The organism is Pseudomonas sp. NY15374 (genome assembly GCF_048068255.1).
Lineage (GTDB): Bacteria > Pseudomonadota > Gammaproteobacteria > Pseudomonadales > Pseudomonadaceae > Aquipseudomonas > Aquipseudomonas machongensis.
In genome coordinates this window covers 37412-51134 of record NZ_JBLUPZ010000002.1, presented here as the reverse complement: position 1 = coordinate 51134, position 13723 = coordinate 37412, and the positions used below count along the sequence as shown (strand labels likewise).

The following is a 13723-nucleotide window of genomic DNA, read 5'->3' as shown; positions in this document are numbered from 1 at the left end:
GTCATTTCCTCGGGTCGAAGGCATCGCGGGCGGATTCGCCGATGAACACCAGCAGGCTCAGCATGACGGCCAGCACGGCGAAGGCGCTGATGCCCAGCCACGGCGCCTGCAGGTTGGACTTGCCCTGGGCGACCAGTTCGCCCAGCGACGGCGAGCCGGCGGGCAAGCCGAAGCCGAGGAAGTCGAGGGCGGTGAGGGTGCCGATGGCGCCGGTGAGGATGAATGGCATGAAGGTCATGGTCGAGATCATGGCGTTGGGCAGGATGTGGCGGAACATGATCGGGCCGTTGCGCATACCCAGGGCGCGGGCGGCGCGCACGTACTCGAGGTTGCGTCCGCGCAGGAACTCGGCGCGCACGACATCCACCAGACTCATCCATGAGAACAGCAGCATGATGCCGAGCAACCACCAGAAGTTGGGCTGCACGAAGCTTGCGAGGATGATCAACAGGTAGAGCACCGGCAGGCCCGACCAGATTTCCAGGAAACGCTGGCCAGCCAGGTCCACCCAGCCGCCATAGAAGCCCTGCAGGGCACCGGCGATGACGCCGACGATGGAGCTGGCGATGGTCAGCGTCAGGGCGAACAGCACCGAGACGCGGAATCCGTAGATCACCCGGGCGAGCACGTCGCGCCCCTGGTCGTCGGTGCCGAGCAGGTTGTCGGCCGAAGGCGGCGCGGGGGCAGGGACCTTCAGGTCGTAGTTGATGCTCTGGTAGCTGAACGGGATCGGCGCCCACAGCACGAAGCTGTCCTTTTTTTCCAGCAGTTCGCGGATATAGGGGCTCTTGTAGTTGGCTTCCAGCGGGAATTCGCCGCCGAAGGTGGTTTCCGGGTAGCGCTTGAACGCCGGGAAGTACCACTCGCCGTCGTAGCGCACGGCGATGGGCTTGTCGTTGGCGATCAGCTCGGCACCCAGGCTCAGGCCGAACAGGATCAGGAACAGCCACAGCGACCACCAGCCGCGACGGTTGGCCTTGAAGCGCTCGAAGCGCCGGCGGTTCAGGGGAGAGAGGGCCATGTCAGTGCTCCCGGCTGGCGAAGTCGATGCGCGGATCGACCAGGGTGTAGGTGAGGTCGCCGATCAGTTTCACCACCAGCCCCAGCAGGGTGAAGATGAACAGGGTGCCGAACACCACCGGGTAGTCGCGGTTGATGGCCGCTTCGAAACTCATCAGGCCCAGGCCGTCGAGAGAGAAAATCACCTCGATCAGCAGGGAGCCGGTGAAGAAGATACCGATGAACGCCGACGGAAAGCCTGCGATCACCAGCAGCATGGCGTTGCGGAATACATGGCCGTAGAGCACGCGGTTGCGGCTCAGGCCCTTGGCCTTGGCGGTGATCACGTACTGCTTGTTGATCTCGTCGAGGAAGCTGTTCTTGGTCAGCAGGGTCATGGTGGCGAAGTTGCCGATCACCAGCGCGGTGATCGGCAGCACCAGGTGCCAGAAGTAGTCCATCACCTTGCCGGTGGTGGACAGCTCGTCGAAGTTGTTCGAGGTCAGGCCCCGGAGCGGGAACCAGTCGAAATAGCTGCCACCGGCGAACAGCACGATCAGCAGGATGGCGAAGAGGAACGCGGGGATGGCGTAGCCGACGATGATCGCCGAGCTGGTCCAGACGTCGAAGTGGCTGCCATGGCGCACCGCCTTGGCAATCCCTAGCGGGATCGACACCAGGTACATGATCAGTGTGCTCCACAACCCCAGCGAGATCGACACGGGCATCTTCTCGGCGATCAGGTCGATGACCTTGGCATCGCGGAAGAAGCTGTCGCCGAAGTCGAGCTGGGCGTAGTTCTTGACCATGATCCACAACCGCTCTGGGGCTGACTTGTCGAAGCCGTACATGCGTTCGATTTCAGCGACCAGCGCCGGGTCCAGGCCTTGGGCGCCGCGGTAGTTGGAGCCGGCTACCGATACTTCGGCACCGCCGCCGGCAATGCGGCTGGTGGCGCCATCGAAGCCTTCGAGCTTGGCGATCATCTGCTCGACCGGGCCACCGGGGGCGGCCTGGACGATGATGAAGTTGATGATGAGGATGCCGAACAGGGTCGGGATGATCAGCAGCAGGCGGCGCAGAATGTAGGCAAGCATGTCAGTTCGCCTCGTCCACGAGTGGCACGCGCGCTTCGCTGACGGCCGGGGTCACGTCAGGCTTGATCCACCAGGTGTCGATGCCGATATCGTATTTGGGTGACACCTTCGGATGGCCGAGGTGGTTCCAGTAGGCGACCCGCCAGGTCTTGATGTGCCAGTTGGGAATGACGTAGTAGCCCCACAGCAGTACACGGTCCAGCGCGCGGGTGTGGGCGACCAGGCTCTGGCGCGAGTCGGCATTGATCAGGTCTTCGACCAGTTGGTCGATGGCCGGGTCGCGCAGGCCGATGGTGTTGCGGCTGCCCGAGCGGTCGGCGGCGGCGCTGGTCCAGTACTCACGCTGTTCGTTGCCCGGCGAGTTGGATTGCGGGAAGCCGCCGACGATCATGTCGAAGTCGCGCGAGCGCAGGCGCGTGATGTATTGCGAGACGTCGACGCGGCGGATGGTCAGGTCGATGCCCAGGTCGGCGAGGTTGCGCTTGAACGGCAGCAGGATGCGTTCGAACTCGGTCTGTGCCAGGAGAAACTCGATCGACACCGGCTTGCCCTGGGCGTCGACCATCTTGTCGTTCTCGATCTTCCAACCGGCGTCCATCAACAGCTGGTAAGCCTTGCGTTGCTGCTCGCGAATCATGCCGCTGCCGTCGGTGACGGGATTGTGGAACGCCTCGCTGAAGACCTGCTCGGGGATCTTGCCGCGCAGCGGCTCGAGAATCTTCAACTCGTCGGCGGAGGGGAGACCCGTAGCGGCCATCTCGGAGTTTTCGAAGTAGCTGCCGGTGCGGGTATAGGCACCGTTGAACAGCTGCTTGTTGGTCCATTCGTAATCGAGCAGCAGGCTCAGCGCCTGGCGCACGCGGATGTCCTGGAACACGGGCTTGCGCAGGTTGAAGATGAAGCCCTGCATGCCGACCGGATTGCCGTTGGGCAACTCTTCCTTGATCAGACGCCCGTCGCGCACCGCAGGGACATTGTAGGCGGTGGCCCAGTTCTTCGCGCTGACTTCCAGGGCATAGTCGAACTGCCCGGCCTTGAGCGCCTCGAGGGCGACGGCAGTGTCGCGGTAGGAGTCGAAGGTCATGGCGTCGAAGTTGAACATGCCGCGGTTGATCGGCAGGTCCTTGGCCCAGTAGTCCTTGACCCGCTCGTAACGGATCGAGCGTCCGGCCTTGACCTCGGCGACCTTGTACGGGCCGCTGCCCAGCGGGATCTCGAGGTTGCCGCGGGTGAAGTCGCGAGTCTCGTACCAATGCTTGGGCAGCACTGGCAACTGGCCCAGGATCAGCGGCAGTTCGCGGTTGTTGCTGTGCTTGAACTTGAACAAGACGCGCAGCGGGTCTTCGACGATCACCTCGGAGACATCACCGTAGTACTGGCGGTACAACGGCGCACCCTGCTGGGTGAGGGCGTTGAAGCTGAACACGACGTCTTCGGCGCGGATGGGGTGGCCGTCATGGAAGCGTGCTTCAGGTCGCAGGTAGAAGCGTACCCAGCTGTTGTCAGGGGCCTTTTCGATCTTGCCGGCGACTAGCCCGTACTCGGTGAAGGGCTCGTCCAGGCTCTGGCGCATCAGGGTGTCGTAGATGATGCTGATGTTGTCGGCCGATACGCCCTTGTTGATGAAGGGGTTGAGGCTGTCGAAACCGCCGAAGCTGGACTGGCGGAAGGTCCCGCCCTTGGGGGCATCGGGATTGACGTAGTCGAAATGCTTGAAGTCGGCGGGGTACTTGGGCGGTTCGTCGTAGAGCGTCAGGGCGTGTTGCGGGGCGGCCAGCGCGGGTAGGCTCAGGCAGGCGAGCAACAGGCTGCAGGCCAGGCGCAGGCGAGGCGTCGGCATCATTTGGCTTTCTCCGAAGTCTTGAGCCACCAGCTGTTCAAGCCCAGGGTGTAGGGCGGCGTGGTGACGAAGGCGAACCGGTTGCGGTAGGCCAGGCGATGGTTGTCCAGGTACCAGTTGGGAATCATGTAGTAGTGCCACGACAGCACCCGGTCCAGTGCGCGCGCAGCGGCGACCTGATCGTCGCGGGTGCGGGCGGCCATGAGCGTGTCGAGCAGGTGATCGACCACAGGGTCCTTGATGCCCGCGTAGTTCTTGCTGCCCTTGACGGTGGCCTGGCTTGAGTGGAAGTACTGCCACTGCTCAAGGCCGGGGCTGAGGGTCTGGTTCAGGGTCATCAGGATCATGTCGAAGTCGAATTGGTCCAGCCGTTGTTTGTACTGGGCTCGGTCTACCGTGCGCAAGCGCGCGTCGATGCCGATGCTGGACAGATTTTCGACATAAGGTTGCAGGATGCGTTCCAGATTCGGGTTTACCAGCAGCAACTCCAGGCGCAACTGGCGGCCTTTGGCGTCGACCAGGCGCTGCCCGTCGAGCTTCCAGCCGGCTTCGCCGAGCAGGCCCAGGGCCGTGCGCAAGGTCTGGCGGTCGATGCCACGCCCGTCGGTCTGGCTGACCTGGTAGGGCTCGGTGAAGAGCTTGGCGGGTAACTGTTCGCGAAACGGTGAGAGCAGCAGCCATTCCTTGCCGGTGGGCAGCCCGCTGGCGGTGAATTCACTGTTGGGGTAGTAACTGGTCGAGCGACGGTAGGCACTGCTGAACAGGGCACGGTTGGTCCACTCGAAATCGAGCATCAGCCCCAGCGCCTGGCGTACCTTGGGGTCGGCGAAGGCGTCGCGGCGGGTGTTCATGAACAGACCCTGGGTCTGGGTCGGGATCCGGTGCGGGATCTGTGCCTTGATCACATCGCCACGGCGGATCGCCGGGAAGTTGTAGCCGTTGGCCCAGTTCTTGGCCTGGTGTTCGATGTAGATATCGAACTCGCCTGCCTTGAACGCTTCGAAGGCCACGGTCGCGTCGCGATAGAACTCGAACTCCACGCGGTTGAAGTTGTACTTGCCGCGGTTGACCGGCAAATCCTTGCCCCAGTAGTTCTTCACCCGGCTGAACACCAGTCGCCGACCGGGCTGCACCTCGGTGATGCGGTACGGACCGCTGCCCAGCGGAGGCTCGAAGGTGGTGGCCTTGAAGTCTCGATCTTGCCAGTAGTGCTTCGGCAGCACTGGCATTTCGCCCAAGCGCAGGATCAGCAGCGGGTTGCCGGCGCGCTTGAAGACGAAGCGGATACGCAACGGCCCCAGGATGTCGACGCGCTGCACTTCCTGCAGGTTGGTGCGGTACAGCGGATGGCCTTCCTTGAGCAGGGTGCGGTAGGAGAACGCCACGTCGGCCGAGGTGATGGGGTGCCCGTCATGGAAACGCGCCTCGGGACGCAGGTTGAACACCACCCAACTGCGGTCTTCGCTGTACTCCACCGAGCGGGCGATCAGGCCGTAGCTGGAGGTCGGTTCGTCGCCGGAAGGGTCGTATTGGCCGGTGCCGACCATCAAGGTCTCGTTCAGCTCGTTGACGCCGTACTGCTGGAAATTCGGCGTCGAAACGGGGCTGGTGCCCTTGAAGGTGTAGGGGTTTAGCGTGTCGAAGGTACCGAATGCCATGGCCCGCAAGGTTCCGCCTTTAGGCGCCTGCGGATTGACCCAGTCGAAATGGGTGAACGTGGCCGGGTACTTGAGCGTGCCGAACTGCGCATACCCGTGGCTTTCGGTCACGGTCGCGACTGCGGGGAAGCTCAAGGCCAGGCTCAGTGACAGGAGGAGGGGTCTTATCAAGTCTGGAATCCGGTCAAGGCGGCGTTGGGCTTGGTCCGGCGTACAGTAACAGCTTGTCTGGAATGGAAAAAGGGTATGGCGGGGGCTGTTGTGGGAGCGGGCTTGCCCGCGAAAAGTGCACCGCGGTGCATGGCGCCGGCTCGCCGTCCTGACAAGCCCGCGCCTACGCAGTCAGCGCGTCAGGTAGACGGTGAGGGTCTGGCCGGGCTTGAGTGCCTGGCCGCTGCGCGGGTTCCAGCGCTTGAGGTGTTTCATCTCGACGTTGAACCGTTTGGCCACCAGATAGTACGAGTCGCCCTTGCGTACCTTGTACTGGGTGGAGCGCTGCTTGGCTGCCGCGACGCGGTTGGCTGAGGCGCTTGGCGCGTTACCGCCACGCAGGGCCAGAACCTGGCCGACTTTCAGGTTGCTGCCCGACAGGCGATTCCAGCGCTGGATGTCCTTGACCGACACACGGTTGGCCTTGGCGATGGCGCCCAGGTTGTCGCCGCGCTTGACTCGGTAACTGCTGGTTGCGGCCGGTGCCTTGGCCTCGGCGAGGGCGGCCTGGAACACGGCCTTGTTCGGTTGCAGGCTGACCAGTTGCTCGGGCTTGAGGTTGGACAGGCTGCTGGTCAGCAGTTGCGCCTTGGCGGTAGGAACGAGCAGTTGCTGCGGGCCATCGACCGTCATGCGTTTCTTGAACGCGGGGTTGAGCTGGATCAGTTCGTCTTCGTCGATATTGGCGAAGGCGGCGACGCGGGTCAGGTCGAGGCGCTCGTTGATGGCGACGGCTTCGAAGTAGGGCTCGTTGGCGATGGGGCTGAGGTTGACGCCATAGGCCTGTGGTGTCAGGACCACCTGCGACAGCGCCAGCAGCTTGGGCACGTAGTCGCGGGTCTCCTGAGGCAGCGGCAGGTTCCAGTAGTCGGTGGGCAGGCCGAGGCGCTCGTTGCGTTCGATCGCCCGGCTGACAGTGCCTTCACCAGCGTTGTAGGCGGCCAGGGCCAGCAGCCAGTCGCCATTGAACATGTCGTGCAGGCGGGTCAGGTAGTCCAGCGCGGCGTTGGTGGAAGCGGTGATGTCGCGACGACCGTCGTAGAAGTTGGTCTGGCGCAGGTTGAAGTGGCGCCCGGTGGACGGGATGAATTGCCACATGCCTGCCGCGTGGGCGCGGGAGTAGGCCATCGGGTTGTAGGCGCTTTCGATGGCCGGCAGCAGCGCCAGCTCAAGAGGCATGTCGCGTTCTTCGAGGCGCTCGACGATGTAGTGCAGGTAGAGGCTGCCACGCTCGCCGGCGTTCTCGAGGAAGCTCGGGTTGCTGGCGAACCACAGGCGCTGTTGCTCGATACGCGGGTTGACGTCGATGCTGTCTTGCAGGGCGAAGCCCTGGCGCATGCGCTCCCAGACATCCTCGGGCGCTTTTTGCTCGGCCGGCTTGATCATCAGCGGCGCTGGTTTGTGCTTGATCCGGGCCTGGTAGTTGTGTGCGCGAACGCTGTCGGATTCGTCGACCTGACGAGTGCTCTGGCAGCCCACGAGGGTGGCGGCCAAAGCGAGTGCGCTGACCTGGGCCAGGCGCGTCAGGGCGGCGGAATGAGCGGTGCGGCGGCTACGGGAAGACATCGGCGGACACGGTTTTCCGGGCAAAAAATTTCGGCGATTCTAGAAACCGCATCCAGTCGGGTCAACCTTGGATGTCATGCTGCGATATATCGTGAGGTTATCAGAAGCCGTCTTTCCAAGACCTCAAGGCAGCAAAAACAGCGGGTTGGGATTCGTTTGAATGTCCCTTCCATTCGTCTGCTTTTTGTTTAACGGATGTTTCAGTTGTGCGAAGAAACGGATTGGTCAAGCGCTCCAGCCCGATGGTCGAGGGCAGGGTGATGCGATTGTCGGCGCGCAGGCGGGTAACCGCTTCGAAGCGTTGGATAACATGCGGGTTATCCGGCTCCACAGCCTTGGCAAAGCGCAGGTTGCTCAGGGTGTATTCGTGGGCGCAGTAGACGGCGGTGGCTTCGGGTAGCGCGGCCAGGCGCTGCAGGGCCGGTTGCATCTGTTCGGGTGTGCCTTCGAACATTCGCCCGCAACCGGCGGCGAACAGGGTGTCCCCGCTGAACAGCAGCGGGGTCGGTGTTTTTGCACTGTAATAAGCAATATGGCCGAGGGTGTGGCCAGGTACGGCAAGCACCTCGAAGGTCACGCCCAGCGCCGTCACGGTGTCGCCGTCGTCCAGCGCCACGTCGCGGCTCGGAATGCGTTCGTTGGCCGGGCCGTAGACCTTGGCACCGGTCGCCTGCTTGAGTTGTTCCACACCGCCGACATGGTCGTTGTGGTGGTGGGTGATGAGGATGTCGGTGAGCGTCCAGTCGGTGTGTGCCTGCAGCCACTGCAGCACCGGTTTGGCGTCGCCGGGGTCGACCACCGCGCACTGGCGTTTGGCAGTATCCTGTAACAACCAGATGTAGTTGTCGGAGAAAGCGGGAAGGGCATCGATCTGTATCATGGCGCGGATCCGAATCATCTGGCGTGGGACATGAAGGCATCTTAGCTGCGATGGCGTGGCTGAAGAAACCTTCGAGGGAGAATGCAATGACCGACCAAGCCTTTGCCCAGGCCGACCCCGAGTGGGTGGAGCTGATCAGCCTGGCCCGTGACTGGTTCGCCGGGCCCATCGGGCAACTGATGCTCAAGGAGGAAGAAAAACTGCTCGAGGATGAGCTGGGCCGCTTCTTCGGCGGTTTTCTCGTGCACTATGGGCCGAGCGCCGAGACACCGCCCAGCGCGCCGCAGGTGCAACGCACGGTGCGCCTCGGCGCGCCATTGCCGGGTGTGGAGATCGTCTGCGAGGAACAGGCCTGGCCGTTGTCCGAGCATGCGGCTGATGTGGTGGTGCTGCAGCATGGCCTGGATTTCAGCCTTTCGCCCCACGGTCTGTTGCGCCAGGCTGCCAGCGCGGTGCGTCCGGGCGGGCACCTGTTGATCGTTGGCATCAATCCCTGGAGCGCCTGGGGGGCGCGGCACTTTTTCGGCCGCGGGGCGCTGCGCAAGGCGCGCTGCATCTCGCCGTCGCGGGTCGGCGATTGGCTCAACCTGCTGGGCTTCGCGCTGGAGAAACGCCGCTTCGGGTGCTATCGTCCGCCGCTTTCCTCCCCGGTCTGGCAACAACGCTTGGCGGGGTGGGAGCGGATGGCCGGGGGATGGCAGACCGCGGGCGGGGGTGTTTACCTGCTGGTGGCGCGCAAGATGGTGGTTGGCCTGCGACCGCTGCCCATGGAGCGCCGCGAGCCGATGGGCAAGCTGTTGCCCCTGCCGCTGGCCAAGGTCAATCGTCGTCACAGCGAGCCCTGACCGCGCCGTCCATGGTCGATAACCTGCAAGCGAACGAAGGCGGTACATGAGCGATAGCGTCGAGATCTACACCGATGGTGCCTGCAAGGGCAATCCTGGCCTGGGTGGCTGGGGCGCCCTGATCGTCTACAAGGGCGTCGAGAAGGAGCTGTGGGGCGGCGAGCGCGACACCACCAACAACCGCATGGAACTCATGGCTGCGATCTGCGCGCTGATGGCGCTCAAGCGCGAATGCGAAGTGGTGCTGACCACCGACTCGCAGTATGTGATGAAGGGCATCACCGAGTGGATGGCCAACTGGAAAAAGCGCGGCTGGAAGACCGCAGCCAAAGAGCCGGTGAAGAATGCCGACCTCTGGCAGTTGCTCGATGAGCAGGTCAACCGGCACAAGGTGACCTGGAAGTGGGTGCGCGGACATATCGGCCATCCGGGTAACGAGCGGGCCGACATGCTGGCCAACCGCGGGGTGGATGAGCTTCGCGCCAAGCGTTGAGGCGGCTGCAAAGCCAGTGGCCTGTTTGATGTATACTCGCCCCCTTTCCCAGAAGTCGCTTGGAGCCCCCGCGTGGAGCAGCAGAACACCCGACTGATCGTCCTCGATACCGAAACCACTGGTATGCCGGTCAGCGAAGGCCACCGGATCATCGAGATCGGTTGCGTCGAGGTCATCGGCCGACGCCTGACCGGGCGCAACTTCCACGTCTACCTGCAGCCAGACCGCGAGAGTGACGAGGGCGCCATTGGCGTTCACGGCATCACCGACGCGTTCCTGGTCGGCAAGCCGCGTTTCGCCGATGTGGCCGATGAGTTCTTCGAGTACATCCAGGGCGCGCAACTGGTCATCCACAACGCGGCGTTCGACGTTGGCTTCATCAACAACGAATTCGCCTTGATGGGCCGCCAGGACCGCGCCGACATCTCCCAGCACTGCACCATCCTCGACACCCTGATGATGGCGCGCTCGCGCCATCCGGGCCAGCGCAACAGCCTCGATGCGTTGTGCAAGCGCTACGGCATCGACAACTCTGGCCGTGACCTGCACGGCGCGCTGCTCGACTCGGAACTGCTTGCCGACGTCTATCTGGCGATGACCGGTGGCCAGACCAGCCTGTCGCTGGCCGGCCAGGGCGCTGAAGACAACGAAGGGCAAGGCGGCAATGGTAGCGAGATCCGCCGTATCGTCGGGCGTCAGCCGGGGCGGGTGATCATGGCCAGCGAAGAGGAGCTCGAGGCACATGCCGAGCGTCTGGCGGCGATCGCCAAGTCGGCGGGGGCACCGGCAATGTGGCAGGCACTGACCGAAACGCCAGCAGGCTGACACCGCCCATACAGTTGCCCTGAGGCTCGACTACCCTGAAATGGACACGCGTCCTTTGGAGGTAGCGGCCTGATGTACAAGGACCTGAAGTTTCCCATCCTCATTGTCCACCGTGCGATCAAGGCCGACAGCGTCGCCGGTGAGCGCATACGGGGTATCGCCGAGGAGCTCAAGCAGGATGGCTTCGCCATCCTCGCCGCCGCCGACCATGCCGAAGCGCGTCTGGTCGCCGCGACCCACCACGGCCTGGCCTGCATGCTGATCGCCGCCGAAGGCGTCGGTGACAATATCCATCTGCTGCAGAACATGGCCGAGCTGATCCACCTGGCGCGGCTGCGTGCACCGGATCTGCCGATCTTTGCCTTGGGTGAGCAGGTTACCCTCGAAAATGCCCCTGCCGAGGCGATGAGCGAGCTGAACCAGTTGCGTGGCATCCTCTACCTGTTCGAAGACACTGTGCCTTTCCTGGCCCGGCAGGTGGCGAGGGCTGCGCACAATTATCTCGACGGCCTGCTGCCTCCCTTCTTCAAGGCGTTGGTGCAGCACACTGCGCAATCGAACTATTCCTGGCACACGCCTGGCCACGGTGGTGGCGTGGCATATCGCAAGAGCCCGGTGGGTCAGGCCTTTCACCAGTTCTTCGGTGAGAACACCCTGCGCTCGGACCTCTCGGTCTCGGTGCCGGAGCTGGGGTCGTTGCTCGATCACACCGGGCCGCTGGCCGAGGCCGAGGCCAGGGCTGCGCGCAATTTTGGTGCCGATCATACGTTCTTCGTCATCAATGGCACCTCGACCGCCAACAAGATCGTCTGGCACGCCATGGTCGCGCGTGATGACCTGGTGCTGGTGGACCGCAACTGCCACAAGTCGGTGGTGCATGCGATCATCATGACCGGGGCCATCCCGTTGTACCTGTGCCCGGAGCGCAACGAACTGGGCATCATAGGGCCGATCCCGCTCAACGAGTTCAGCCGTGAGTCGATCGAGGCCAAGATCCAGGCCAATCCACTGACCCGTGGCCGCGCGCCGCGCATTCGCCTGGCGGTGGTGACCAACTCCACCTATGACGGTCTGTGCTACCACGCCGGCCAGATCAAGCAAGCTCTGGGCGCGAGTGTCGAGATACTGCATTTCGACGAGGCCTGGTTTGCCTACGCCGCGTTCCACGACTTCTTCAGTGGGCGTTATGCCATGGGCACCGCCCGCGAGGTCGACAGCCCGCTGCTGTTCAGCACGCACTCTACCCACAAGCTACTGGCTGCTTTCAGTCAGGCCTCGATGATCCATGTGAAGGATGGCGCCCTTCGCCAGCTTGATCGCGATCGCTTCAACGAGGCGTTCATGATGCATATATCGACCTCGCCTCAGTACAGCATCCTGGCATCGCTCGATGTTGCCTCGACCATGATGGAAGGCCCGGCCGGGCGATCACTGCTGCAGGAGATGTTCGACGAGGCCCTGAGCTTTCGTCGTGCGCTGGCCAACCTGCGTGCGCACATCGCGACCGATGACTGGTGGTTCAGCATCTGGCAGCCACCGACGGCCGAAGGTATCCAGCGCCTGGCCGCGCAGGACTGGCTGCTGGAGCCCGGCGCCCAGTGGCACGGTTTTGGCGAGGTGGCGCACGACTACGTGCTGCTCGATCCGCTCAAGGTGACCCTGGTGATGCCGGGGCTGACCGCCGAGGGCGTGCTCGGCGAGCATGGGATTCCAGCGGCGGTGGTGAGCAAGTTCCTCTGGGAACGTGGATTGGTGGTAGAGAAGACCGGGCTGTACAGTTTCCTGGTGCTGTTCTCCATGGGGATCACCAAGGGCAAGTGGAGCACGCTGCTGACCGAGTTGCTCGAGTTCAAGCGCCACTATGATGCCAATACCGTCCTGCAGCTGTGCCTGCCCAGCGTTGTGACCGTCGCACCGTTGCGTTATCAGGGGCTGGGCCTGCGCGACCTGTGCGAGCAATTGCACGACTGCTACCGTGCCAACGCTACGGCCAAACAGCTCAAACGCCTGTTCACACGCTTGCCGGAAGTGGCCATGAGCCCAGGGCAGGCTTACGACCGAATGGTGAAGGGAGAGGTCGAGGCGGTGCCGATCGAGCAACTGCTCGGGCGTATCTCAGCGGTGATGCTGGTGCCTTACCCGCCAGGTATTCCGTTGATCATGCCGGGCGAACGCTTCACCGAGGCGACCCGTTCGATCCTCGACTACCTGGCCTTCGCTCGAGCCTTCGACAGGGGCTTTCCCGGCTTCGTTGCCGATGTCCATGGCCTGCAGCATGAAGGCGATGGGCCTTACACGGTGGATTGCGTCACGGAATGCGAATGATCTCGACGCCGCTCTGGGCCAGTTCGAAGCGGTCTTCACCCAGGTAATTGACCCGGTCGCCGATGGCCAGGCGATAGGTGGTGATCGGCGCGCCAAGGGTGCTGCCGTCCGCCTGCAAGGTCGACTCCTGGAACTCATGCACCGGGTAGATGCGGCCTTCGGCGTCGCGGGCGTGGAATTGGCCGACCAGTACTGCTGCCATGTAGGTTGAAACCTCTGAAATATGGAGAAATATCTGCAGTCATAGACCAGCGAAGGGGGCGGGAAGTTTTCTTGTTACGGAAAAAAACCTCGAGGGTGAAGCAGGGTCATCTATAACTACACAGTTCCCCTTCCCCAGCAGAGGATGCAAATCGCCATGAGCCAGGTCTATTCGGTAGCGGTCGTTGTCGGCAGCTTGCGCAAGGACTCCTACAACCGCAAGGTGGCTCGCGCCCTTTCGGAGCTGGCGCCGTCCAGCCTTGCGTTGAAAATCATCGAGATCGGTGATCTGCCGTTGTACAACGAGGATGTCGAGGCCGCGGGTGTACCGGCGCCTTGGCAGCGTTTTCGCGACGAGATCCGCCGCAGCGATGCGGTGCTGTTCGTCACTCCGGAGTACAACCGCTCGGTCCCGGGGGCGTTGAAGAACGCCATCGATGTTGGCTCGCGACCTTACGGGCAGAGTGCCTGGGGCGGCAAGCCGACGGCGGTGGCCAGTGTGTCGCCGGGGGCGATCGGTGGCTTTGGTGCCAACCATGCGCTTCGCCAATCGCTGGTCTTTCTCGACATGCCCTGCATGCAGATGCCCGAAGCCTACATCGGAGGCGCGGCGACACTGTTCGACGAGGCGGGCAAGCTCAGTGACAAGACTCGGCCGTTCCTGCAGGCATTCATTGATCGGTTTGCCGCGTGGGTGAAGCTCAATAGGGCGGTGTGATAGCGCTCGCTGTCCTTTTCGCGGGCAATTCGCAGCGGCGAGCCGCTGCGAATTGCCCGCCAGTGA

The 13723-nt window shown here is 63.1% G+C and carries 12 protein-coding genes; 5 read left to right on the top strand and 7 right to left on the bottom strand.

Annotated elements, in window-relative coordinates:
- Position 1: 1 nt before the first annotated feature.
- From ACNFHO_RS04585 to gloB, 6 genes are all read right to left on the bottom strand, one after another.
- Entirely contained in the window at positions 2-1021 is a 1020-nt protein-coding gene (locus ACNFHO_RS04585) for an ABC transporter permease (RefSeq protein WP_054894349.1), read from the bottom strand.
- Between the two features lies 1 nt (position 1022).
- The gene (locus ACNFHO_RS04580) at positions 1023-2096 is read right to left on the bottom strand and encodes a microcin C ABC transporter permease YejB (RefSeq protein WP_054894348.1); all 1074 of its coding nucleotides are present in this window, start codon (positions 2094-2096) and stop codon (positions 1023-1025) included.
- Between the two features lies 1 nt (position 2097).
- Positions 2098-3939: an extracellular solute-binding protein gene (locus ACNFHO_RS04575; protein ID WP_054894347.1), complete on the bottom strand. Its 1842-nt coding sequence runs from the start codon at positions 3937-3939 to the stop codon at positions 2098-2100.
- Positions 3936-5765, bottom strand: a complete 1830-nt coding sequence (locus ACNFHO_RS04570; RefSeq protein WP_112898738.1) for an extracellular solute-binding protein — start codon at positions 5763-5765, stop codon at positions 3936-3938. Before ACNFHO_RS04570 ends, ACNFHO_RS04575 begins: the two co-directional genes overlap by 4 nt.
- 171 nt (positions 5766-5936) lie before the next feature.
- Positions 5937-7370, bottom strand: coding sequence for a lytic transglycosylase domain-containing protein (locus tag ACNFHO_RS04565; protein ID WP_054894346.1), 1434 nt, complete (start codon positions 7368-7370; stop codon positions 5937-5939).
- A gap of 100 nt (positions 7371-7470) precedes the next feature.
- Positions 7471-8250, bottom strand: coding sequence for a hydroxyacylglutathione hydrolase (gene gloB / locus ACNFHO_RS04560; RefSeq protein WP_063545564.1), 780 nt, complete (start codon positions 8248-8250; stop codon positions 7471-7473).
- Positions 8251-8336: 86 nt separating this feature from the next.
- On the opposite strand from gloB, the gene ACNFHO_RS04555 reads away from it, so the two are divergent.
- From ACNFHO_RS04555 to ACNFHO_RS04540, 4 genes are all read left to right on the top strand, one after another.
- Entirely contained in the window at positions 8337-9095 is a 759-nt protein-coding gene (locus ACNFHO_RS04555) for an SAM-dependent methyltransferase (RefSeq protein WP_125929400.1), read from the top strand.
- 46 nt (positions 9096-9141) lie between these two features.
- Complete coding sequence (gene rnhA / locus ACNFHO_RS04550; RefSeq protein ID WP_054894343.1) at positions 9142-9588, top strand: ribonuclease HI; 447 nt, start codon at positions 9142-9144, stop codon at positions 9586-9588.
- Positions 9589-9660: 72 nt separating this feature from the next.
- Positions 9661-10413: a DNA polymerase III subunit epsilon gene (dnaQ, locus tag ACNFHO_RS04545; protein ID WP_226938339.1), complete on the top strand. Its 753-nt coding sequence runs from the start codon at positions 9661-9663 to the stop codon at positions 10411-10413.
- Between the two features lie 72 nt (positions 10414-10485).
- Positions 10486-12738 (top strand): Orn/Lys/Arg decarboxylase N-terminal domain-containing protein, encoded by a 2253-nt coding sequence (locus ACNFHO_RS04540; RefSeq protein ID WP_112898737.1) that lies wholly within the window; start codon positions 10486-10488, stop codon positions 12736-12738.
- On the opposite strand, the gene ACNFHO_RS04535 is transcribed toward ACNFHO_RS04540, so the two are convergent.
- Complete coding sequence (locus ACNFHO_RS04535) at positions 12722-12940, bottom strand: hypothetical protein (RefSeq protein ID WP_054894341.1); 219 nt, start codon at positions 12938-12940, stop codon at positions 12722-12724. The two genes, ACNFHO_RS04540 and ACNFHO_RS04535, sit on opposite strands and share 17 nt — an antisense overlap.
- Before the next feature lie 156 nt (positions 12941-13096).
- On the opposite strand from ACNFHO_RS04535, the gene ACNFHO_RS04530 reads away from it, so the two are divergent.
- Entirely contained in the window at positions 13097-13657 is a 561-nt protein-coding gene (locus ACNFHO_RS04530; protein ID WP_054894340.1) for an NADPH-dependent FMN reductase, read from the top strand.
- Positions 13658-13723: the final 66 nt, after the last annotated feature.

Excerpts from the sequence above, each read along its gene's own strand:
- gloB (WP_063545564.1), bottom strand. The coding sequence starts at position 8,250 with ATGATACAGATCGATGCCCTTCCCGCTTTCTCCGACAACTACATCTGG.
- ACNFHO_RS04575 (WP_054894347.1), bottom strand. The coding sequence starts at position 3,939 with ATGATGCCGACGCCTCGCCTGCGCCTGGCCTGCAGCCTGTTGCTCGCC.
- ACNFHO_RS04540 (WP_112898737.1), top strand. The coding sequence starts at position 10,486 with ATGTACAAGGACCTGAAGTTTCCCATCCTCATTGTCCACCGTGCGATC.
- ACNFHO_RS04565 (WP_054894346.1), bottom strand. The coding sequence starts at position 7,370 with ATGTCTTCCCGTAGCCGCCGCACCGCTCATTCCGCCGCCCTGACGCGC.
- ACNFHO_RS04530 (WP_054894340.1), top strand. The coding sequence starts at position 13,097 with ATGAGCCAGGTCTATTCGGTAGCGGTCGTTGTCGGCAGCTTGCGCAAG.
- ACNFHO_RS04580 (WP_054894348.1), bottom strand. The coding sequence starts at position 2,096 with ATGCTTGCCTACATTCTGCGCCGCCTGCTGCTGATCATCCCGACCCTG.
- ACNFHO_RS04535 (WP_054894341.1), bottom strand. The coding sequence starts at position 12,940 with ATGGCAGCAGTACTGGTCGGCCAATTCCACGCCCGCGACGCCGAAGGC.
- rnhA (WP_054894343.1), top strand. The coding sequence starts at position 9,142 with ATGAGCGATAGCGTCGAGATCTACACCGATGGTGCCTGCAAGGGCAAT.
- ACNFHO_RS04585 (WP_054894349.1), bottom strand. The coding sequence starts at position 1,021 with ATGGCCCTCTCTCCCCTGAACCGCCGGCGCTTCGAGCGCTTCAAGGCC.
- ACNFHO_RS04555 (WP_125929400.1), top strand. The coding sequence starts at position 8,337 with ATGACCGACCAAGCCTTTGCCCAGGCCGACCCCGAGTGGGTGGAGCTG.